19 protein-coding genes are annotated in these 20,866 nt (G+C 62.5%); 10 read left to right on the top strand and 9 right to left on the bottom strand.

The features are described from left to right. Positions 1-59 precede the first annotated feature (59 nt). The gene (locus HMPREF1022_RS06835) at positions 60-569 is read right to left on the bottom strand and encodes a DUF2179 domain-containing protein (protein ID WP_035061009.1); all 510 of its coding nucleotides are present in this window, start codon (positions 567-569) and stop codon (positions 60-62) included. 209 nt (positions 570-778) lie between these two features. Then, positions 779-2,704 (bottom strand): sigma-54-dependent Fis family transcriptional regulator, encoded by a 1,926-nt coding sequence (locus HMPREF1022_RS06830; RefSeq protein WP_008683100.1) that lies wholly within the window; start codon positions 2,702-2,704, stop codon positions 779-781. Positions 2,705-3,052: 348 nt separating this feature from the next. Between HMPREF1022_RS06830 and HMPREF1022_RS06825 the strand changes: the two genes are divergently transcribed. The 6 genes from HMPREF1022_RS06825 (at position 3,053) to HMPREF1022_RS06800 (ending at position 8,807) form a co-directional block, all read left to right on the top strand. Next, on the top strand, positions 3,053-3,436 hold the full coding sequence (locus tag HMPREF1022_RS06825) for a RidA family protein (protein ID WP_008683098.1): 384 nt from the start codon (positions 3,053-3,055) through the stop codon (positions 3,434-3,436). A 25-nt stretch (positions 3,437-3,461) separates the two neighbouring features. Beyond that, positions 3,462-4,595 carry an NAD(P)/FAD-dependent oxidoreductase gene (locus HMPREF1022_RS06820; RefSeq protein WP_009302515.1) on the top strand — a complete coding sequence of 378 codons (1,134 nt, stop codon included), beginning with the start codon at positions 3,462-3,464 and terminating at the stop codon, positions 4,593-4,595. A gap of 11 nt (positions 4,596-4,606) precedes the next feature. Next, a complete protein-coding gene (locus HMPREF1022_RS06815; protein ID WP_008683094.1) occupies positions 4,607-4,888 on the top strand; it encodes a (2Fe-2S)-binding protein in 282 nt (93 codons plus the stop codon). Then, complete coding sequence (locus HMPREF1022_RS06810; protein ID WP_009302514.1) at positions 4,888-6,276, top strand: (2Fe-2S)-binding protein; 1,389 nt, start codon at positions 4,888-4,890, stop codon at positions 6,274-6,276. Before HMPREF1022_RS06815 ends, HMPREF1022_RS06810 begins: the two co-directional genes overlap by 1 nt. A gap of 188 nt (positions 6,277-6,464) precedes the next feature. After that, positions 6,465-7,898, top strand: a complete 1,434-nt coding sequence (locus tag HMPREF1022_RS06805) for a sodium:solute symporter family protein (RefSeq protein WP_009302513.1) — start codon at positions 6,465-6,467, stop codon at positions 7,896-7,898. A gap of 186 nt (positions 7,899-8,084) precedes the next feature. After that, positions 8,085-8,807 (top strand): aspartate/glutamate racemase family protein, encoded by a 723-nt coding sequence (locus HMPREF1022_RS06800; protein ID WP_009302511.1) that lies wholly within the window; start codon positions 8,085-8,087, stop codon positions 8,805-8,807. A gap of 89 nt (positions 8,808-8,896) precedes the next feature. Here the strand turns inward: HMPREF1022_RS06800 and thrC are convergent, their stop codons facing one another. From thrC to HMPREF1022_RS06785, 3 genes are all read right to left on the bottom strand, one after another. After that, positions 8,897-10,342, bottom strand: a complete 1,446-nt coding sequence (gene thrC, locus HMPREF1022_RS06795) for a threonine synthase (RefSeq protein WP_009302510.1) — start codon at positions 10,340-10,342, stop codon at positions 8,897-8,899. A gap of 9 nt (positions 10,343-10,351) precedes the next feature. Continuing rightward, positions 10,352-10,951, bottom strand: coding sequence for a glycerol-3-phosphate 1-O-acyltransferase PlsY (gene plsY, locus HMPREF1022_RS06790; protein ID WP_009302509.1), 600 nt, complete (start codon positions 10,949-10,951; stop codon positions 10,352-10,354). A 340-nt stretch (positions 10,952-11,291) separates the two neighbouring features. Further along, positions 11,292-13,472 (bottom strand): ribonuclease catalytic domain-containing protein, encoded by a 2,181-nt coding sequence (locus tag HMPREF1022_RS06785; protein WP_009302508.1) that lies wholly within the window; start codon positions 13,470-13,472, stop codon positions 11,292-11,294. A gap of 294 nt (positions 13,473-13,766) precedes the next feature. Between HMPREF1022_RS06785 and HMPREF1022_RS06780 the strand changes: the two genes are divergently transcribed. Then, positions 13,767-14,246, top strand: coding sequence for a hypothetical protein (locus tag HMPREF1022_RS06780; protein ID WP_009302507.1), 480 nt, complete (start codon positions 13,767-13,769; stop codon positions 14,244-14,246). Here the strand turns inward: HMPREF1022_RS06780 and HMPREF1022_RS06775 are convergent. The 4 genes from HMPREF1022_RS06775 to HMPREF1022_RS06760 all read right to left on the bottom strand — a co-directional run bounded on the left by HMPREF1022_RS06775 (position 14,162) and on the right by HMPREF1022_RS06760 (position 19,074). Next, entirely contained in the window at positions 14,162-15,595 is a 1,434-nt protein-coding gene (locus tag HMPREF1022_RS06775; protein WP_009302506.1) for a hypothetical protein, read from the bottom strand. The two genes, HMPREF1022_RS06780 and HMPREF1022_RS06775, sit on opposite strands and share 85 nt — an antisense overlap. Before the next feature lie 58 nt (positions 15,596-15,653). Further along, positions 15,654-17,489 (bottom strand): DUF6765 family protein, encoded by a 1,836-nt coding sequence (locus HMPREF1022_RS06770; protein ID WP_009302505.1) that lies wholly within the window; start codon positions 17,487-17,489, stop codon positions 15,654-15,656. A gap of 159 nt (positions 17,490-17,648) precedes the next feature. Then, positions 17,649-18,263 carry a hypothetical protein gene (locus HMPREF1022_RS06765; RefSeq protein WP_008683069.1) on the bottom strand — a complete coding sequence of 205 codons (615 nt, stop codon included), beginning with the start codon at positions 18,261-18,263 and terminating at the stop codon, positions 17,649-17,651. 154 nt (positions 18,264-18,417) lie between these two features. Further along, the gene (locus tag HMPREF1022_RS06760) at positions 18,418-19,074 is read right to left on the bottom strand and encodes an AfsR/SARP family transcriptional regulator (protein WP_156802896.1); all 657 of its coding nucleotides are present in this window, start codon (positions 19,072-19,074) and stop codon (positions 18,418-18,420) included. A gap of 951 nt (positions 19,075-20,025) precedes the next feature. On the opposite strand from HMPREF1022_RS06760, the gene HMPREF1022_RS06750 reads away from it, so the two are divergent. From HMPREF1022_RS06750 to HMPREF1022_RS17255, 3 genes are all read left to right on the top strand, one after another. Beyond that, positions 20,026-20,214, top strand: coding sequence for a hypothetical protein (locus tag HMPREF1022_RS06750; protein WP_009302503.1), 189 nt, complete (start codon positions 20,026-20,028; stop codon positions 20,212-20,214). 17 nt (positions 20,215-20,231) lie between these two features. Further along, complete coding sequence (locus HMPREF1022_RS06745; RefSeq protein ID WP_009302502.1) at positions 20,232-20,504, top strand: hypothetical protein; 273 nt, start codon at positions 20,232-20,234, stop codon at positions 20,502-20,504. Positions 20,505-20,587: 83 nt separating this feature from the next. Continuing rightward, a partial coding sequence (locus HMPREF1022_RS17255) for a transposase family protein (protein ID WP_232221571.1) occupies positions 20,588-20,866 on the top strand: 279 nt, incomplete at its 3' end.

Below are 20,866 nucleotides of genomic sequence, written 5' to 3'. Positions count from 1 at the left end.
GGGTTCTTCGCGGTGCGGATTTTCCACGGAAATCCGCACCGCGCGTTTAGAAACAGCTCCTACGGCAGATAGCCGCCGTGCGCGCTGCGCACATCCTCAATGGTAAGAAAGCTCTTGGGCGAAAGTTTCTTGCACAGGCGCACCAGGCTGTTGACCTTGCGGCGCGGCAAGACCACCCGCAAGAAGTGCATTTCGTCATGCATGCCGAAGGCCTCAAGCCGGGTTACGCCGAAACCGGCTTTGCGCAACACGGCGGCAAGGTGCTCGTCGTCCTCGGGCGCCACGATATTGACGACGGTGATGCCCAGAGCCAGGCGCTCTTCCACGAAAATACCCATCAGAATGCCGCAACTGTAGCCACCGGCATAGGCAATGATGTTGAAGACATTGTCCAGATGCGCCATGACCCGTGAGATGGCGACCACCCAGATGATGATCTCGAAAAAGCCCACCAGGGCCGCCACAAAACGCACGCCGCGCATGACCAGGACGGTTCTGACCGTACCCAGAGTCACGTCCGCGAGACGCAGGCAGAAAATCAGCAGCGCTCCCGCCAAATCCAAATGCATTCCCAAGAGTGTCATGGCATCCTCACTGAATATGTAAAGCCGGGATAGTGCGGATATCCCGGCTGAAAAGTTCGTCCCTGGAGCAGATTAACTTTGAGTTGAAATGCCCAACCTGACGATGTGTTTGTGGCAATGCTACCAGAACGCCGCATTTTGGCAATCAGGCGGCCGTGCAAAACCGGGGCGGACGACTCCGACGCGGCCCGGCTTCAGTCCCGGGCCGCCATTTTCTTCAGTTTCCGGTAGAGCGTGGGGCGGCTGACGCCCAGGGCGCGGGACGCGGCCCTGATATTGCCGTTGTGCCGGGCCAGAGCTTCGGCCACGGCCCGCTGCTCCAGGTCTTCCAGGGTGCCCTGGCCGGTGCCGCCGGACGGTTCCGATGGAGCCGCCTGCCGGGGCCGCTCCAGCCCGGCGATGCCGAAATGCTCGGCCAGCAGATCGCCGCCCTCGGCCAGATGCATGGCGCGCTCCACCGCGCTTTCCAGCTGGCGGACGTTGCCGGGCCAGGCATGGGCCGTGAGCATGGCGGCGGTGTCCGGCGGCAGGACCGCCGTGGGTTTGTTCAGGCGCAGCCTGTGCCGCTGGATGAAATACTCGGCCAGGGGCAGAATGTCTTCCGGCCGCTCGCGCAAGGGCGGCACAAGGATGTTCAGAGTGCTGATGCGGTAATAGAGATCCGCGCGAAATTTCTGCTGTTCGATGGCCTGCCTCAGATCCTTGTTGGTGGCCGAAATGACGCGCAGGTCCACAGGCACGGTACGCAGGCCGCCCACGCGCTGGATCTCGCCGGTCTGGAGCACGCGCAGCAGCTTGACCTGCATGTCAAAGGGCATGTCCCCGATTTCGTCCAGAAAAAGCGTGCCCGAATCGGCCAGCTCGAACTTGCCGGGCCGCCCGCCCTTGCGCGCGCCGGTAAAGGCCCCATCCTCATAGCCGAACAGCTCACTTTCCAGGAGTTCCTTGGGAATGGCCCCGCAGTTGATGGCCACAAAGGGCCGGTTGCGCCGCTCCCCGCCGTTATGGATGGCCTGGGCGAAGAGCTCCTTGCCCGTGCCCGTTTCGCCGCAGAGCAGCACCGGGGCCGTACTGGCCGCCGCGATGCGCGCGTGGCGCAGGGCCTGCCCCAGGCAGGCGCTGGACCCCAGAATGGAATCAAAGGTGAAATGGGCGTGGCTGCCGGTCACTTCCACGGCCATGCCCATGACTTCCTTTTTTTCCTGCACGGTGAGCAGGCCGCCCGCCACTTCGCCGTTGCTCATGCAGATGGGGTCAAAGGAAGCGAAATGCGTCATGCCGCTGTGCCGGGCGAGAATTTCGCGCGCCCTGAAACTTTTGCCCGTGGCAAGATGCTCCAGCACGCCGCTGCGGCCGCCGGTAAAGTCCTCGAAATCCCGCCCGGCGGGCGAGGCGGGCAGATTGAAGAGCCGCCGGGCGCTGCGGTTGGTCTGCACGATGCGGCCGTGCGAGTCCACAGTCACAATGCCCCGCGAGTCGGATTCGATGAGGGCGCGCAAATACTGGTTGGTGGTGGCCAGATCCCGCATGCGCTCCCGCTCGCGCAACTGGGAGGTCACGGTTTCCGCGGCCTGGCGCACCAGGCCCAGGGTGTGCACATGCATCATGGCCGACTCGCCGCTGAGCGAAATGGCCCCCAGCACCGCGCCGCCGTCCGGCGCGAAAACCGGCGCGCCCGCATTGCTCAAGCGGCGGGCCTCAGCCGAAAACATGGCGTCGCCGGGCAGAAAAACCGGCACCTTCTCCTCCAGGGCCAGACCGATGGCGCAGGTGCCCACGTCGCGCTCCAGCCAGCGGTAGCCGGGCAGGCAGCGCCGCCGTTTGAAATGCTCCACCAGTTCCGCATCCCCCACCACGTAGAGCACATACCCCTCACTGTCGGCCAGGGCCATGCAGAAACCCGTGCCTTTGAGCAGGCCGTAGAGCGTGTCGATCTGCGCCCGGGCCAGGTCAAAGAACTCCCTTTGCCCGTTGATCCGCTTGCGCAGACCCGCCGCGCTCAGGCCTCCGGCCTCGGGCGCGCCGTCCAGATGCGGGTCCAGGCCGTAGCGCGCGGAACGCGCGTGCGAACGCCGGATAAGTTCCTCAAGGTTCGGAATGGCGGACATCTGGCTGAGCATGGGCTGTCCTTGTAATAAAAGAATACATGTAATGTTTTATTACACTCAAATGTGAAAATGCGCGCCCGGACCGGCTGCATTCGCGGCTGATGCTGATCTCAACGTGCTTCTTTTTTCACAGGTTGTCACGTTTTATTACATAACCATGACCTCTTTTTATCAGCATCAACCATAACACACTTAAAATACTAATAAAAATACTTCAAATCAAAGTTGGCATGGTCCCTGCTTTTCCTCTCCCGAATGCGCGCCCTGCCCCGGCCTGTCCGGAGCGCGAAATTATCGCAAGGCGAATGTACTTCGCCGTTAAGCGATAATTTCAAGCGCAAAATATTTTAGGGAGGAAACATGCCCATCACACGTTACGGAACTCCGGCCAAAGCGGGCGCGCTGCCCTTTTCCAAGGCCGCGGGCGCGGACGGCTGGCTCTACGTCAGCGGTCAGGTGCCCCGCGCCGCCGACGGCGAAATCGTTTCCGGCAGCATGACCGTGCAGGCCCGCGCGGCCCTCAACAACCTCAAGGCGGCCCTGGCCCTGGCGGGCTACGGCCTGGAAGACGTGGTGCGGGTGAACGTCTTCGTCGACGACCCGCGCGACTTCGCCCAGTTCAACAAGGTCTACGCGGAATTTTTCACGCCGGAGCACGCCCCGGCCCGGGTCTGCGTGCAGGCCGCCATGATGAGCGATCTGCGCGTGGAAGTGGACTGCATCGCTTACAGGGACAAGGCCTGAGCAAACCGCCGCCGGGAGGCGAAGCATGGACAAAAAAACGCCGTCAAGAAAATCCGGAGAACGCGACGTCGTCATCGTGGGCGGCGGCATTTCCGGCGCGGCCCTGGCTTTCGGACTGGCCGGAAAGGGCTGCAAGGTCACGGTGCTGGACGCGCCCACCCGCACCAACATGGCCTCGCGCACCAATGTGGGGCTGATCTGGTGCCAGTCCAAATTCCTGCATCTGCCGGAATACGCCCGCTGGGGCTTCATGTCCTCGCGGCTCTTTCCGGAACTGGTCCGGGAACTGGAAGAAATCTCCGGCCTGCGCGTGCCCGTGAACTTCACGGGCGGCCTGATTCCGGTGCTCGGCGCGGAGGATTTTCAGAAGCGCGCCGACTACATCGTCAAGCTGCGCGAAGCTCTGGGCGAATACCGGGGGGCCGTGATCGAACGCGGCGAGCTGGAAAAAAAGCTGCCCAAAATCCCCTTTGGTCCGGAGGTCTGCGGCGCGGCCTGGTGTGAGGAGGACGGCGTCATCGACCCGCTGGCCCTGTTGCGCGCCTACCGGGCGGCTCTGCCCCGGCTGGGGGCCGAATACGTGGAAACCATGGTGCTCGACGTGACCCCCCATGCGGGCGGCTACCGCGTCACCACCCGCAACGGGGACTATTTCTGCCGCCGCCTGGTGCTGGCCGCCGGCCTGGCAAACCGGCGCTTCGCCCGTTTCGCCGTGCCGGATCTGCCGGTCTATCCGGACAAGGGCCAGGTGCTGCTGGTGGAACGCCTGCCCATGGTCATGCCCATTCCGGTGCTGGGGGCCACCCAGACCTTCGGCGGCACGGTGATCATCGGCTTCAAGCATGAACGCGTTGGACACGACAGCGGCGTTGTTCCCGCCTCGGTGGCCACGGAAGGCCGCTGGGCCATGCGGGTCTGGCCGGAACTGGCGAAAAAACGCCTGATCCGGACCTGGTCCGGCCTGCGCGTCATGCCGGAAGACAATATGGCCATTTACAGCCGCCTGCCCGGCCACCCCCAGGTGAGCCTGATCAATACCCACAGCGCCGTGACCATGGCCGCCGCGCACAGCCGTCTGCTGCCCGATTTCATTCTGGGCGGGGAGCTGCCCGAAACCGCGCGCGGCATGACGCTCAAACGCTTCGGCTTCGCCTGCTGAAAGGAGTTTTCATGCACAACGCCAACACAGCCACTGTGCGCATCATCTTTGACGGGCGGGCCCTGGACGTTCCGGCGGGCATCAGCGTGGCCGCCGCCGTGCTGGGGCACGCCCACGCCGGGCGTACCGCGACACATCCCGTGGACCACAGCCCGCGCGCGCCCTATTGCCTGATGGGCGTCTGTTTTGAATGCCTCATGGAAATCGACGGCGAAGCCGACGTCCAGTCCTGCCTGGTGCCCGTGCGGGAAGGCATGGTCGTGAACCGGCAGACGCCCCCGGAGGACAAGTGATGGACAAGCATACGGATGTCGTCATTGTCGGCGCGGGCCCGGCCGGCCTGGCCGCGGCCTGCGCGGCGCGTTCCTGCGGCCTGACGGTGACCCTGCTGGACGAGCAGGCCGCGCCGGGCGGGCAGTTGCTGCGCAATGTGGAAAGCCCCCTGGCCCAGGCCCTCATGGACCCCGGGGAACGTGAAGCGGGCCTGCGCCTGGTGGAGGATTTCCGCGGCAGCGGCGCGACTTACGTGCCGCGCGCCGTGGTCTGGGGCATGGAAGAACGCTGCCTTTCCTTCAGCGTGGACAATGTGCCGCAACGTTTGAGCGCGGCCAACGTCATTCTGGCCCCCGGCGGCATGGAACGGCCCGTGCCCTTTCCGGGCTGGACCCTGCCCGGCGTCATGGGCGCGGGCGGAGCGGACATTCTGCTGCGCTCCGGCGGCAGCCTCACGGCGGACAAGGACGCCCCCGTGGTGCTGGCGGGCAACGGCCCCCTGCTGCTTCTGCTGGCCGGGCATCTGCTGGACGCGGGCGTGCGTATCGCGGCCTGGCTGGATACGGGCAGCCTGTCGCAACGCCTGCTCTCCGGCGCGGCCATGCCCGCCGCCCTGCTGGACCCGCCCTATCTGGGAAAAGGCCTGCGCATGGCCCTGCGCGTACTCAGGGGCGGCGTGCCCGTCATCCGCAACGCGCGGGACATCCGGGCTCTGGGCGCGGACAGCCTGGAAAAGGTTTCCTATACCGTCAAGGGCGAAACGAGGGAACTTCCGGCCGCCGTGCTGCTGCGCCATGAGGGCATCATCCCCCGCGTCCAGATCTGTAACGCCCTGGGCGCGCGCCTGCGCTGGGACCGGGTCCAGCGCTGCTGGTATCCGGACGTGGACGCCAACGGTCGCACCAGCCTGGACGGCCTGTATGTGGCGGGCGACGGCGCCTATGTGCACGGCGGCGACGCCAGCCGCCTCAAGGGCCGGCTGGCCGGCATCGACGCTGCCCGGCGGCTGGGCGTCATCTCCCCGGCCGAGGCCGGACGCCGCGCGGCCGGGGCCCGGCGCAAACTGGCCGTGCTGCGCGCGGCGCGCGGCTTTTTGCGTTACGTCTTCGCGCCTGACCCGAAGATTTTCGACGTGCCGGACGAAACCTTGGTCTGCCGCTGTGAGTGCGTCAGCGCGGGCGCCATCCGCAAGGCCGTGGCCGAGGGCTTCCTCGAGGTCAACGAAGTCAAGCGCGTGACCCGTTGCGGCATGGGCCAATGCCAGGGGCGCATGTGCGGCCCGGCCCTGGCGGAGATTACGGCGGCGGCGCAGGGCGCGCGGCCCGACGCCGTGGGCTGCCTGCACATGCGCAGCCCCTTCCGCCCCGTGAAACTTGAAACCTACTGCAATCTCCACGCGCCGGAATGATCGCCATCCCGCGCAAGAGTAAAGAGAAAAGCTTTTGAGAATATATATCCCCGGAATTTGAAGCAGGCCCGCTTCGGCGTTTATCCGCGCAAATGGATTGCGCATACGCCCACGCGTCGGGCGGCTGCTTCCGCAGCCACCAGGGCCGTTTCAAAGTGAAATTGCCCGAACCCCCAGGAGTGACGGACATGCCCATTAACTGGATAGATTATTCCATCATCATCCTCTACCTTTTCGTGGTCGTTTACATCGGCTGGTGGGCCATGAAAAAGGTCTCCAACTTCGACGACTACGCCGTGGCCGGGCGCGGCCTGCCCATGAGCATCTTTTTCGCGGCCATCGCGGCCACGCTCTGCGGCGGCGGTGCCACCATCGGCCGGGTGGCCTTCATGCACACCACGGGCATTGTGGTTTTCGCCGGGTTGATGGGCGTGGTCATCAACCAGATTTTCTCCGGCCTGTACATCGCCGGGCGCGTGCACAACATCAAAAACGTCTACGGCCTGGGCGACCTCTGCGGCCTCTACTACGGCCATGCCGGGCGGCTTGTGTCCGCCGTGGTTTCCTTTCTCTTCTGCCTCGGGCTGTTCGGCGTGCAGATTCTGGCCATGGGCGCGATCATGCAGACGGCCACCGGCATCGACCTGATCCCGGCGGCCCTGATCTCCTCGGCCATCACCCTGGCCTACACCTGCTGCGGCGGCATGCTCGGCGTGACCATGACCGACGCCATCCAGTACGTGATCATTATTGTGGGCATAAGCCTCTGCGGCTGGCTGGCCATTGACCACGCCGGCGGTTTCGACGTCATGATGGCCAACCTTCAGGCCGCGCCCGCCTATGTCGACAATCTCAAAATCTTCGCGGACTGGTCACCCATCCAGGTCGTCAGCCTCTTTTTCGGCTTCCTGTTCGGCGAATTCTGCGCGCCCTACTTCATCCAGCGCTATGCCTCCACCAAGTCGGCCAAGGACAGCAAGGCGGGCGTGCTGATCTTCTCCGTGCACTGGATCTTCTTCCTGGCCACCACGGCGGGCATCGGCCTGGCCTCCATGGCCCTGCAACCCGACGTCAAGCCGGATCTGGCCTTCACCAACCTGATCCGCGACGTGCTGCCCGTGGGCATCACGGGCCTGGTGCTGGCCGCCCTGCTGGCCGCCGTGATGAGCTCGGCCGCGGCCTTCATCAACACCGCCTGCGTCTCCTACACGCGCGACATCTACAACAAGTTCATCAATCCCCAGGCGACCCAGGCCCAGATGCTGCGCCAGTCACGCCTTTCCACCCTGGTGGTGGGCGGCGGGGCCATTCTGGCGGCCATTACCTTTCAGGACGTCTTCGGCCTGATGCTCTATGTCTTCAAACTCTGGCCCTCCACCATCATTCCGCCCCTGCTCTGCGGCCTGCTCTGGGGCAGGATTTCGCCCTACGCGGGCGCGCCCGCCATGGTCATCGGCGGCCTGAGCTACCTGCTGTGGAGCGACAAAGTGCTGGGCGAGCCCTTCGGCATTCCGGCCAACCTGGTGGGCATGGGCATCAACTGCCTGGTCCTCTTCGTCATCCACCAGCTCATGAAAAATCGCCCGCCCCGAAGCGGCATGTACGCCCCGGAACAACTGTAATCCGAGCCCGTTCACGCAATCATTCAGGAGACTCCCATGCTGGAATTCACCAAGATACTGATCTATACATCCTTTGTGCTGAACATCGCCTGCGGCGTCTGGGTCTTTTTCGGCATCATCGGCTGGGTCCGCGATCTGCGCAAAAACTGATTTTCCGCGCTTCTTCCGCGTTGCAAGGAGACGGCCATGATTCTGAAAGGCGGCACACGATACTATGACACGCCCGTGGGCGTGCTCTGCCTGGATTCTCTCTTTCCCAAACCCAGGGGGCATCTGCGCAATCCCCTGACCTTCGGCTTTCCGGTGGTGACGCGGGTCATCACGGGCGTGGACGTCCCGCGCCTGTTGTTCAATCCCACGCCCGAGCTGCTGGAGCCCTTTGTGCAGGCCGCGCGGGAACTGGAAGCCGACGGCGTGCGCGCCGTCACCGGTTCCTGCGGCTTCATGGCCCGCTTCCAGGGGCAGATCGCGCGGGAACTCAAGGTGCCGGTACTGCTCTCAAGCCTCGTGCAGTTGCCGCTGCTGCGCCTGCTGCACGGAGAAAACGCGGTCATCGGCGTGCTCACGGCCAGCGCCGCGGCGCTCACGCCGGAGCTTTTCGCGGCCTGCGCCTCGAGCAGGGACGCGGTGCGCATTCAGGGCATGGACGAGCAGCCCGAATTCCGGGAAACCATATTGGAAAACAAGCGACACGATTTTGACCTGGACCGCCTGGAACAGGAAATCGTCGGCACGGCAAAAGCCTTCGCGCGGACGCAGGCCCTGGACGCCCTGCTGCTGGAATGCACGGATCTCTCGGCTTTTGCCGAACCCGTTCAGAAGGCGACGGGCATCCCGGTCTACGACATCTGCGGGCTGGTGGAATACGCGGCCCATGCGGTATGCCGCAGGAAGTGGGATCAACGGTAGGCAACGCCAAAAAACCGGGGCGGAAAGGCCGTTGAAAACCTTTCCGCCCCGCGCGGCATTCATGCATCAGAGGCTGTCGCCACGAGCGCCTATTTCCTCTTCAAACCCAACCGTTCCACCACGGCCTCGGCGCCCAGACGGGCGAATTCGGCCACGTCCCGGCCCTGGCGCGCGCTTTCCGGCAACAGCAGTTCGGGCCGGTTCGCCAGGCTCTTGTCCGGCGTGACCCCGTATTCCGGCGGAAAGGCATCGTTGAAATACATGTCCTGAAAGCCGGCGAACTTCAGGCTGTGGGCCGTGGCGTCCAGCACCGCGTGCTCGTCGCCGCCGATGAGCCCCAGCGCGCGGGCGTTCAACAGGCCGGCCAGACATTCGCCGCCCTGGGTGCAGGCGATGTGCCCGTGGCGGTTGGCCTGAATCATGGCGTCCATGATCTGCTGCTCCGTAACCTGGACCACCTGGAAAGCTGTTTCCCCGCCCGCCTCCACAAAGCGCTCGGCCAGCCGCCGCACGCGCGGGAAAGACACGGGATTGCCGATCATGGCGGCCTGGGCCACGCTGGGCGTGACCGTCACCGGCTGCCAGTGGCGGCTCTCTTTGGGCGCGGCGTAGTAGCGCCAGACCGGGTCCGCGTGTTCGGACTGCACGCCGAAGACGCGCGGCAGGCTCGTGATGATGCCCAGGTCCAGCATTTTAAGAAAGCCGGACATGATTGCCGTGACATTGCCCGCGTTGCCGATGGGCACAAAAAGGCAGAGATCGGCCACGTCCCAGCCGTACCACTGGGCCACTTCATAGGCGTAGGATTCCTGGCCCAGAATGCGCCAGCTGTTCTTGGAATTGAGCAGGGCTACGCGGTAGTTTTCCGCCAGATGTTCCACCACCTTCATGCAGTCGTCGAACACGCCGGGCAGTTCCAGTACCGTGGCTCCGCTGCCCAGAGGCTGCGACAACTGCTGGGGCGTGACCTTGCCGTGGGGCAGCAGCACCACGGACTTGAGCGGCGCGCCCACATAGGCCGCGTACAGGGCCGCTGCCGCTGAGGTGTCGCCTGTGGAGGCGCAGACCGTGAGCACCTCGTCCCACTCGTGACGGCGGCAGAGCCATTTGAGATAGCTGAAGGCGCAGGCCATGCCCCGGTCCTTGAAGGAAGCGCTGGGATTCTGGCCGTCGTTCTTGTAGGCGAAGGGCAGGCCCACGCGGTCCCGCAGGGCGGGCGCGGCCTCCACGATGGGGGTCAGGCCTTCGCCCAGGTAGACGATGTCCTCTTGTTCCAGCAGCGGGGCCAGCAGTTCGTAATAGCGAAAAATGCCCTTGAGCGCCGTGTCGCGCGTGGCCGCGCGGGCATCGAACAGCTCCCGCCAAGCCGCGCCGCCGCGCTCTTTCAGGCGCTCGAAGTCCAGGTTTTCCAGCAGGAACACGCCGCCGCACTGCGGGCAGGTGTAGAGCAGGCTGTCGCCGGGATAACGCGCCCCGCAGTCCAGACAGACATATTCCATGCGGCCGCGATAGGCCGGAAAATCAGAATGGGACATAGTGCGGCATCACTCCTTGTGTTTGCTCTTCAACCAGCTTTTTTCCGTCCCGGCCCGCAGGCGGGCGATGTTCTCGCGGTGCTTCCAGACCACCAGGGCCAGCAGACAGAGGCTCAGGGGCAGCCAGCTCCAGATGCCGCTGAGCAGCAGAAGCAGGGGCAGGGCCGCCACCAGGGTCAGGGACCCCAGGGAGACATAGCCGCTGCGCCAGATCACCAGCAGGCAGAGCGCGGCGGCGATAAGCAACTGCCAGAAGGCCAGGGGCAGAAACACGCCGATGCTGGTGGCCACGGCCTTGCCGCCCTTGAACTTCATGAAGCAGGAAAAGACATGCCCCAGCACGCAGGCCAGGCCGGCCAGGCTGACAAAGACAGGGGACGGATTGATGGCCAGCGCGGCCCAGACCGGCAACGCGCCTTTGAGCACGTCGCAGAGCAGGGTTGCCACGCCCCAGCCGAAACCGCAGAGCCGGGAGACGTTGGTGGCCCCGGTGCTGCGGCTGCCGTCCGTGCGGGGGTCAATGCCGCAGAAGGTTTTGGCGATGACCAGTCCCCAGGGCACGGAACCCAGCACATAGGCCACCGCTATCCAGAGTGCCTGCACAAGCATGTTTTTCTCCTCCCGAAAACCGGACTGACCCAAGGCAGGCGTATCTTGCCCGCCGTGATTCTCCGGGGAGAACAACCTCACGCACGCCGCCCGCGCCATCCGGCATTTTTTGCTGCTCACGTACCTGAGTACGCTGCGCGCGAAAAACGCCGGATTCCTCGACAGCGCACGAAAATCTTATTCTCCGCCGGATTCCCCCGGCACCAGCCATCCGCCTCCGCTACGCTCCGGCGGAGTAAAGGAGGCTTTGCCCAACAATGCCGGGCAACATTCAGAATTATATCTCCTGAGTGTACCCTGCTGTCTTTCAATAACTTTCAGTTGCGCCAGCCTGGCGGGTCTACCCTTCCAGGGTGGCGGCCTCCACGATCTGTATCTCATTATACAGCGGATGCACCTTGCCCAGGCGCACTTCCACGGCCAGGCCGGGACAGGCCCGCTCGTCGAACATCCGGCGCTTGCCGCGCACGAAAATGCCCTGATCCGGCAGGCTCACGCTGACAAAGGCGTCGTTCTCCTCGGTGATCACACCGGGCCACCAGGCCTTGTCCCCCTTCTGGCGGAAGAAAAGCAGCTTCCAGTAACGGGGCCGGAAGCGCTGCACCTGCCCGGCGGCTTCCAGCACGGGCGAAAGGCTGTTCAGCAGCTCCGCCAGACCGCTTTCATCCCAGCGTGCCTGCCCGGCGCGCAGAAAATGCACCACCTGGGCCTCGTTGACAAGGTCCGGGTAGCGGCGCAAAGGCGAAGTCACAGGGGTGTAGCGGGGCAGGCCCAGAGCCGCGTGGGGCCGGGCCTGGAGTTCCAGGCTGGAGGGCGTCAGCGCCCGCATGATCCGGGCCATGTCCTGGGGCGCGGTCCAGACGCCCGCGTATTCCTTGGGCAGGGCCACGTCCTGAGTCCGGTGGAGCATGGGCAGCCCACGCTCCCGCGCCCATTCGGCCACGGCGGCGCTGGCCAGAATCATGGTTTCCGCCACCAGCATCTGGGCATCCGGGGCCGGATCGTCCGGGGACACGTCCACGCGCAGTTCCGCGCCTTCACCTTCCAGGCGGATCACCGGATCGGGCCGGTCCATGATCACGGCTCCGGCCGCGATGCGCGCCTTCTGCCGCCGCCGGGCCAGATCCAGGCCCAGGCGCAGTTGCTCCGCGTGGAGCGCGGCGGGATTGTCCGGAAGAGCCGCCTCCGCGCCGCCGGACGTTTCCACCCGCCCTTGCGCGGCCAGGGCGTCCAGCACGGCCTGGCTGTCCTTGTAGGTCAGGTTGGCGGCCAGACGCGCCCTGGCGACAAAAACCTCGCACGCGCCCGCCTGGCCTTCGCTGTCCACAGCCACCCGCACGCAGAGCGCCGGACGCGGCTCGCCCGCCAGCAGGGAAAAGGCCCCGGTGCCCAGCGTCTCGGGCAGCATGTGGCATGTGCCTTCCGGCAGATAAATGCTGGTGCCCCGGTGCAGCACGGCCTTGTCCAGCGGCCCGCCGAAGGGCCAGAGCAGGGCCGGACAGGCCAGGGCCAGGGTCAGGCTGCACCCCGCGCCGTCGCTCTGGACGAAAAAGGCGTCGTCCACATCGCGGGTGCTGGCGCTGTCAATGCTCACAAAGGGCAGCTCGCAGAGCGGCAGGTCCGCCGCTGCCGGGTCGTCCCCGCAGGCCGCCCGCGCCAGGGCCTCCACCTCGTCGGCGCGCTCCTGCCACCATGTATCGTCCGGCGCGTAGTCGGCCCGGTCCAGCCAGAAATTGTAGTGCGGCGGCAACTCGCCCCAGGCGACCAGCAGTTGCAGAGGCAGATGCGGCACGTCGGGCAGGCCCTTGGCGAGCATGCGCCAGAGCGCTTCATGCTCCTGGCTTTCCGGATCAATCATCCGGGCGCGCAGCAGCTCTTTGAGGCGGTCCGCCACTTCGGGCGCGGGCCATTCCGAACCGCTTTCCGCGCCGGACCGTCCGGAGAGGGCGGGCGGGGGCGGCAGAGGACGCTTTTTGCAGGCCACATCCCAGAGCAGGCGGAAAAAAGCCGCCCCGCCCGCGATAAGCGCCTCGCGTTCCTCCCGGCTTTTCTGCTCGGCCAGGCGCTTTTCCACGGTTTCAGCGGAAAAGACCTGAAAATCCGGCGGCTGGAAACGAAAATGGCTTTTGCAGGCCAGCAGCGCGCGGCCGTAAGCGGACACCTGGTCCGGATCGGGGTCGCTGACAAAGAGCTCGGCAAACCATTGGGCCTGGGCCGTCGCCACTTCGCCCTGGGCCAGTTCCCAGGCGTCCATGACCGGCACCGCGGCGGCCAGTTCCTCCCTGGCCTTTTTGTGTGTTTCCAGCAGGCGCACCGCCCCTTCCCGGCCCGCGTCGGCCGCGTGCAGCGGCCCGAGCCAGGGCAGCAGGCGCGCCGCCGTCAGCCGCGTTTCCCGCCGATTGGGCAGCAAAAGGCGCAGGCGGCCCCCGGCTTCTTCGGTGACCATGGCGATCTGGACGGCATTGCCCTCCATATATTCCACAATGCAGCCCGGCGCGGGATAGCGCACACAACCCGGCATAAACGCTCCTTTAGTCCGAACATCCTCATGACAGCCTGACGCAGAGAATCCAGCATTTTTGCCGTTCTGGCAAGCCCTGGGCGGTGAGAGCCCCTGCCAGCGCGGACGCGCCTGCGGCTTGCCGCTCGGATGGGGTTCTGCGGGCTCTCCCCGCATCGCGTCTGGATCGTGCCGGATCGGCCCGGCGCAATCCGAGGCTTCCTTCCCCGCACGTTTCAGAGTACGCTGAAATCTCCCCCGCTCCCGCTTGCCCACGCCTGTTGCCCTGCCCGTCGCCCTGAACCCGGAGCGCCCATGCCCGCCGCTTTTCCCCTGAATACCGCCGTCCTCTATTTCAGCCCCCGCCTGCACCAAGCCCTGGAAGGCATTTTTTCCCGGCCCCTGACCCTGATCGAAGCGCCCATGGGCTACGGCAAAACCGTGGCCGCGCGCGACGTCCTGGGCAAGCGCGAGATCCGGCAGGTCTGGACCTCGGTGATGGGCAACAGCGAGGACGCGTTCTGGCGCGATTTCTGCCGGGCCCTGAGACGGAGCTTCCCGCAGGCCCAAGACACGCTGGAATCCCTGCTGCGCCCGGGGTCTCCGAGCGACGCCGTGCGCCTGGCCGCGGCCCCGCAAAAAACACACAGCCGGTTTTCTCCGCCACATACGAGAGAAAACCGGCTGTGTGTTTTCAACCATACCGCGCGCTATCCCTCGTGGATTTCCTCCACAGCGGTCACATTATTGTCCTCCGTGGTAATCAGCAGCCATTTGTCACGCTGCTGTATATAATACTGCCACTTTTCGCCCGGGCGGTTCGACTCCTCGGCGCCTTCCTCAAGGGCCGCCAGCCTGGAAGCCGTCACAACGGCTTCAGGGTCAAATCCCTTTGTTTTCAGGACGACGCGGATCTGGTTTCTCACCGCTTCCGGCATCCGGGCATCCTTGGCCTCAACCGGCACCACATGTGATGCGGCCTGTTTTTCATCCGCCATTGCACCCTCCTTTTTGTCCATTTTTTCTATGACAACCTTGGAGGCGTCGCCATAGACCACCGTACCGGCCAGAATCTTCAATTTGAATTTGTCCCATGGGCCGCCCCAATCCCTGATTGTCTGTTCCCTGGCTTTCAGGAAGGCCTTGCCGATGGATGTTCCTGGTTCCAGCAGATATTTTCCGAAATAGCCCACAAGGTAATCCGCAAAGAACATGCTCGTTTCATGGCTGTAATTGCTCGTTGTGCTCCCGATCACGGCCCAGGCTTTCCGCTTCAGATACACGTTGGCCAGGGGTAGACCCTTTCCTTTACCGCATTTTTGCGGATCAAAAAGCTGCGCGCCGTGGCAGGCTCTTTCCAACAAAATAACGCCATCCTCCAGGGCCGCGTCCAGCATACCGACGTGCACGGCCTCATAACGGACAGACGGATCGCCGTTGCTCTCCCCTACCAGAAAGGTGGAGCGGACCCCGCCGTGCAGCACGTGTGCGTGGACCTTCCGTCTATAGGATGTGACAGTATCCCAGCACGGGCCGTTGTGCGGACAAGTGGCATACGACTTGTTCGCGCCGTACACCAGGTGCAGCAGTCCCTTCAGGGCAGGCTCGCGGCGCTGGGTGCATACGGCCCACGGCTCCTCCGCATACTCGGGCGCGGTCTTGCCCGGGCTCATGGCCTGCTGCACGGCATTCTCCAGCACCAGCTTTCCTTCCGCGGCGTCGTTCACCACATCGGGAATCCTGGTCACAATCCGCTTCGGATCAAGGAAATGCCGTACATCGTCAGAACACGGGTAGGCGCAGGCATACGGCAGGTCACTCTGGATCACTTTCGCGTCATCCGTCGGGTCTTTCAACTCCTGAAAGGCGACAATGTCGCCCGCGCCGACAAGAACCACGCAATCGGGATTTTTCTTGTCAAAAATGGCGTCCACGGCCGCTTTTGTCTGCGCCTTGTTATTGTCCCGCACAGGGGGGGCGATATTCTCCATATCGATCCGATCATCAATGCAATAAAGCGTACTTTCCGGATCCGTCTTTTTATGATGGTTGTTCAATTCCACCAGGAGGTTCAGCACGGCGTCACGATTGGATCCGTATTTCTCAGTCAGAGCGGATTTATTGGTGACAAGCATGACTTTCATGAATTATTCTCCAACCGGCGCATGGCCGCATCTTGTCGCGTCCCTGCGGACGCGTTGATTATTCAGGCTCAGGAGCAGCGGTTTCCGTCTCTTCACCGGCATGGTCCGCCGCTTTGACAGTGGATGGGGCGGCAGTCGCAAAAAACGGCGTGACCTTCCAGAAAATCTCGTTCTTGCTGAATGTCAGCCACGGGCTGTCCCTGTGCGGCCCCAGATACGGCTGATCCGCATAAAGGACGTTTTTGACGCAGAGCGGAGCGGCGATGTCTATGGAGCCGTCCGGCAGACATCTTTTCTGTTCGAACACCCATTTCTGGCCCGATATATGCCAGTCCCGCGCCCAGCAAAAAACGTACGACCGCTCCCAGGCGCACAGATAGACATGTTCCTTGTCCGCCTGCGGCATCGGAGGGAGGCGCAGCTTCACCGCCTGGCCCGCCTTCAGTGTGCCGGGCGTCGCCGGATCGCCGGGCAGGACGGCTTCCAGAACAACCGGCTTTTCCCCCATGGTGGGACACGTCAGACAAGTGCCGGAAAGGGATATCCGCTCCGCCCCGGCCAGGGCCCTCTTTTCCATCCTGTCTCTGACGGAAGCGCTCCGTCCCTGCTCGATCCAGACCTTCCTGAGCAAGTCGGCCAGAATCTTCCTGCCCATTGCGGCATCGTCGGAAGCCGGCATTTTAAGCGCAAGTTGCAAGCGCAATGGTACGACGCGCTCCGGCGGAATATCGTCAAGGAATATCCGGTGCCCGGCCAGAATCGCCTTGACATCTTGCAGATGGGCTTTCGCGGCCTCCTGAAACGCGGCCAGATCTTCCGGGCTGATGCTGCCCTGGCCCCAGTCATTCTCACAACGTCGCAGCGTTGCCACCTCGGGCGGATTTATGCCGCCGTCCCTCAGACTGAGGAAAAGCAGGCAGTTGCACCACTCCCGAGATTGATCGCTCTTTCCGGAACGCAGAACGTTATCGATCAGTTCCGCATTCTTATCTGTGGAAATGCTGTCGTGCCCGAGATCCGCGTATGTATTCAGATCAAAATCTCCGGAAATGGTACTGTTGATGCATTGCAGGGCATAGAGCATCTGTTTGAAAGCGCTCATGAAAAGCGACGGGTTGTCCCGCTTCAGTTTCTTCTTCGCCCATTGGGCTTTCATGGAAAAAGACTGGCAGGCATAATCGGGCTGATGCCCGGCCAGAGCATGCCCGAGAAAGGCCATGGAATTATAATGCGGATTATCTTGCAGCAGGGGCACCAGATCATCATACCACTTTGGTTCCGGAGGCGTGAGATCCTGAATTTTCATGTCCTCCATCTGCACATCATTCATGAACCAGGCCGGGATGCCTGCAAAATACTGATGCGCCCATGTGTCGGCCAGCACATGCATGCACAGACCGACGGCATGCAGATGGGAAGCTCGTTTTTGCTTGAGGATATTGACCATACCCTTGACAGTTGGGCTGTTGGGCAGACAGAGAAGTTTGAACTGTTCTCGCGCTTCCTCATCGTAATACCAGATGGAATACGTGCCCAGGTCTGAGGTCGCGCCCTGATATTCAAGCACGCTTCCGTGCGCGCTGAAGTTGCCGGGCAGATAATGAAAGCAGGGCCAGGTGCGCAACACTTCGTCAAGGAAGGCCGTGCTCCATTCCCTGTTGCCTGCCCGTATGGCGGCGTCGCTGTGGGCCGTGGGGATAATGGAAGCGGGATCATCGTGCAGGCCCTTGAGCGCTTCATGCCCGTCAGCCTCCTCCATGACGGCCCGCAGGACGTCCAGAGTGCATTCGTCCACGAATCCGGCGCTCCGGGCGATGACAAGAGCGTCCTGCGCGCTGTATCCGGCAAGCCGGGCTGCCGCATAGGTACCGTAATAATGAAAATCCTTGTTCATACGCATGCTCCTTGAATGCGTCACACTCTGGGGAAGTGGCGGCGAAACGTCCTCCGCAACAGGGCGGAGTCAAAAAACCTCCCCTGCGGGCCGCGCCCATAAAAAGGCGCGGCCCTGTTAACGGCCGGAGCGGGTTGCACTCCGGCGCGCAGGATGCGCCTAATCCGCATCCCAGGTGTTGTTGCTCTTCAGCCGCACGGTTCTCTCGAAGATATTGTCCTCGTATTCGACGCAGACGGTGGAAGAGACCAGGTTCAGGTCAATGACCTCGCCCTGGAGGTAGTATCCGAAGGCGACATAGTACTGGGGATGCGGGATGAACGAATAACTCAGGTTGGGACCGGCGTCCGTGGCAAAGGCGGGCTGACCGGACATGCCAATGCCGATGGAGGCCTTTTTGTTGGGAATGGTGTTGTCGGTTATGATGCGTAGCATGCCGGGATCCGTGATTTCCTTGGCCTGCACGAAGCGGAAGGCCCCGCTGCTGTAATTGAAGGCGATGGTATTGGTGGCGTCCACCAGCGAGGGGTCGGCGGCCAGGGATTCGGAAGCAGAGAAAAGGACCCCCGGTCTGAGCGCACCGGTTTCAGCCCAGTTGAAGCAATAGTCGATGCTCCAGGAGAACTCCACCGTGGTATTGGGATGGCACATCTTGCTGAACCAGGCCAGCGAGTACAGGTTTCTGTTGATCCTCTGCTGCGGATCACGCTGATACACGCAGATGCTGCCTGTAAGAATGGATTTGTTTTCCACGATCAGGGAATAGGTGGTCATTGGTATTCTCCTTCAGGATAAGGGTTAAAAGCCTCGTGGTCATACGGCGCCTGCTACGACCTTGGATGCAGAATAAAAAGTCCGTCGGGAAAAATGCCGGAAACAGCGTGGAAAATTATCGGAAAAAATTCTTCCGGCCTGTAAAAACACCTCCTCAGTCAGATCCGCTGAACAGCAGAAGCTTTTTCCGGAAAACTCCAGCCCTGGTAGCGTCTCCCGACCGCTCATAGTGGGAGAGAAGGCTGGTCAGGATCTCCACATAGCGCAGTTCGTAGCGGGCTTCCCACGGAGCAAGCCAGTCATAGCCCTGGGTCTGCAGCAACGGTCCGGCATAGATATCCAGAAGGGTGTGGCAACTCGCTATGTTGTCCTTTTCTTGGTACAGCGCATCGAATCGGAACAGATCACAGCTGATGGACCGGCAATCCAGTTGAATCTCGCCGCCGGAAGAGCGGAGTCTGAGAGGGATGCCCCTGTATTCCAGGGCGCCGATGTGCGTGCAGACCTTGTACAGGCTGTCCAGAGCCTGTCTGCCGCCTACACGGGGCCAGAGCAGCCCTGCCAGATGCTGCTTCGGTATGGGTTCCCCTCCGTGACAGAGGAGATAGGCAAGAAGTTCCGCAGCCTTCTTGTTGCCGATGCGCAGATACGCATCCCCCAACCGGAAGGCGAGATTGCCGAAACAGCGGATCTCCAGTGCGGAGGACAAAGGGGGGAAGGGAGGGTGGCCCGAGAAAAGCCGCCCCTGGATGAAGGAAATGTTTCTTCCGGTCCGGATGCGACGGGTTTCAGGAGAAGCGCGCCCTCCCAAAGTTCGCAATCCAGCCAGCCGCCTTCAGCGAGCCCAAGACATTCAGACAATTTTGGGGGCAGGGTGAGTTGAAAATTTTTGCGGATACGGACAAGCATGACATTTTCCCCGGCCGCAAGGCCCATACTGCCAGACGCCCATCGACCACGGACCAAGGTCCTTCCCGGCCTTTCCCACAGGAGCTCCGCAAAGCCGGAAAAGAGGCAAGATCCTGCATTCCTATTGATGTCCCCCGGCGTATTTCAGACCCCCTTGTCAAAAATCTATGCTTGTCTGTGAAAAACCGCACCGCAGCAGGAGTAGCAACGTCATCTTCGCGGGCGATATTTCGGTGCTCTGATATTGGCCATGCGCCTCCGCAGCGATGGCCAAACGCATTTCAATGCGCATAACAAACAACCGGGGACTGGAATACACTGTTTTCAATGCCTTGGAAGACGTCTGGACGTGAAACAAACCGCAGGCACGAAAAGAGAACTCTCCTGAAAATATCCCGCACTCTCTTGCGGCCATCACAGCGCGGCAGCAGCAGACGGCACCGGTTCTTGAAACCCGCCGGCGTTGCCAAGATGTGGCAGACGGCAGATCCAGCGCACCTCAAGGCGTACCGGCAAGAATGGAGAATCTGTCCGGAATTTCAGTATGGAATACTTTATTTTCTGAAGTTTTTAGTATAGATACATATATATTATTTTTCCATAAAAATTGAAAGATTCATTTTCGCCCCAAGCCATTACGCTCCGCGAGCCGACCGGGGTTTATCAAGCCGGTACAGCAACTATCCGGGACAGCGGCGAGGCAGACTGCTGTTTGGCGCGGCTTACCGCCCGCTTCCCGTCGAGGCCTTATGCGCAACGACATCCTCACGGCCATTCACGGCATTCTGGCCGGTTACGCCACGGACGCGGTCAGCGTGGGCCGGGCGCTGACGGGCGCGGGCAAGGACTGGACATGGGCAAATACAGCGCCGGACCACTGGGTTGGCTGGAATACGGCTTCGTGCAGCGTCCGGACATCTCGGAAACAGGCGGCCAGGCCAGCCGCCTCAACGTGGACGGCGGCGTCTACGACTCCCTGCTGCTCTCTGGGCGGGCATCTGGGCCGCGCCTGGGAACTCCCCAACCACGCGGGCCTTGCTGAAAGGAATCGGCACAACAATGGCATTGACTGGGGAACTCCCCAACCACGCGGGCCTTGCCGTGGATCTGCTGGCCGCCTGGCGGCACGGGATCCTGGACGGCGTTTTCCGCAGCGGCGCGTCCTTCCGGGGCTATGGCAACGCCGGCTTTGAATCGTCCACCGACCTCGTGGGGCGGAATGGGTTGCTGACGCAGGGCAGTCTGCGCCTGACACGCGGCAACGACTTTTTCGCGCAGGTGGATCTGGTGGGGAATCCCGCACGGCGGCCTCATCCGTCAACGTGGGTCTGAGCTTCGGCTGGGAATTCTAAGGCATTGGAAGTGGGGGCGAAGCAGGGCAGACGCATCTAAAAAAGATCTATAGACTGGGGGCTATGGAAGACCCTATTGAAATCACATTGGCTATTTTCCGTGACCTGCCTGACCCACGAGTAGAGCGCACAAAGATACATAGTCTTGAGACTATTATGTTTATTGCTTTATGTTCGTACTTGTCAGGCGGTGACGGCTTTTATGACATGGAAGATTATGCCCATGCCAGGCAGGATTGGCTCAGCAGCCATATAGGCATGCAAAGCATTCCCAGTCATGATACCTTCAACCGCGTATTTCAGGCAATTTCCCCGAGTTGCTTTGGCGAATGTCTCCTTGAA

The organism is Desulfovibrio sp. 6_1_46AFAA, from assembly GCF_000224635.1.
Classification (GTDB): Bacteria; Desulfobacterota; Desulfovibrionia; order Desulfovibrionales; family Desulfovibrionaceae; genus Desulfovibrio; species Desulfovibrio fairfieldensis.
Note: the sequence above shows the minus strand (reverse complement) of the source record. Positions and strands in the feature narration are given on the sequence as shown.

Excerpts from the sequence above, each read along its gene's own strand:
- plsY (WP_009302509.1), bottom strand. The coding sequence starts at position 10,951 with ATGCTTGTGCAGGCACTCTGGATAGCGGTGGCCTATGTGCTGGGTTCC.
- HMPREF1022_RS06825 (WP_008683098.1), top strand. The coding sequence starts at position 3,053 with ATGCCCATCACACGTTACGGAACTCCGGCCAAAGCGGGCGCGCTGCCC.
- HMPREF1022_RS06775 (WP_009302506.1), bottom strand. The coding sequence starts at position 15,595 with ATGAAAGTCATGCTTGTCACCAATAAATCCGCTCTGACTGAGAAATAC.
- HMPREF1022_RS06810 (WP_009302514.1), top strand. The coding sequence starts at position 4,888 with ATGGACAAGCATACGGATGTCGTCATTGTCGGCGCGGGCCCGGCCGGC.
- HMPREF1022_RS06830 (WP_008683100.1), bottom strand. The coding sequence starts at position 2,704 with ATGCTCAGCCAGATGTCCGCCATTCCGAACCTTGAGGAACTTATCCGG.
- HMPREF1022_RS06765 (WP_008683069.1), bottom strand. The coding sequence starts at position 18,263 with ATGACCACCTATTCCCTGATCGTGGAAAACAAATCCATTCTTACAGGC.
- HMPREF1022_RS06805 (WP_009302513.1), top strand. The coding sequence starts at position 6,465 with ATGCCCATTAACTGGATAGATTATTCCATCATCATCCTCTACCTTTTC.
- HMPREF1022_RS06785 (WP_009302508.1), bottom strand. The coding sequence starts at position 13,472 with ATGCCGGGTTGTGTGCGCTATCCCGCGCCGGGCTGCATTGTGGAATAT.
- HMPREF1022_RS06800 (WP_009302511.1), top strand. The coding sequence starts at position 8,085 with ATGATTCTGAAAGGCGGCACACGATACTATGACACGCCCGTGGGCGTG.
- HMPREF1022_RS06750 (WP_009302503.1), top strand. The coding sequence starts at position 20,026 with ATGGGCAAATACAGCGCCGGACCACTGGGTTGGCTGGAATACGGCTTC.
- HMPREF1022_RS06770 (WP_009302505.1), bottom strand. The coding sequence starts at position 17,489 with ATGAACAAGGATTTTCATTATTACGGTACCTATGCGGCAGCCCGGCTT.
- HMPREF1022_RS06820 (WP_009302515.1), top strand. The coding sequence starts at position 3,462 with ATGGACAAAAAAACGCCGTCAAGAAAATCCGGAGAACGCGACGTCGTC.
- HMPREF1022_RS06745 (WP_009302502.1), top strand. The coding sequence starts at position 20,232 with ATGGCATTGACTGGGGAACTCCCCAACCACGCGGGCCTTGCCGTGGAT.
- HMPREF1022_RS06815 (WP_008683094.1), top strand. The coding sequence starts at position 4,607 with ATGCACAACGCCAACACAGCCACTGTGCGCATCATCTTTGACGGGCGG.
- thrC (WP_009302510.1), bottom strand. The coding sequence starts at position 10,342 with ATGTCCCATTCTGATTTTCCGGCCTATCGCGGCCGCATGGAATATGTC.
- HMPREF1022_RS06835 (WP_035061009.1), bottom strand. The coding sequence starts at position 569 with ATGCATTTGGATTTGGCGGGAGCGCTGCTGATTTTCTGCCTGCGTCTC.
- HMPREF1022_RS06780 (WP_009302507.1), top strand. The coding sequence starts at position 13,767 with ATGCCCGCCGCTTTTCCCCTGAATACCGCCGTCCTCTATTTCAGCCCC.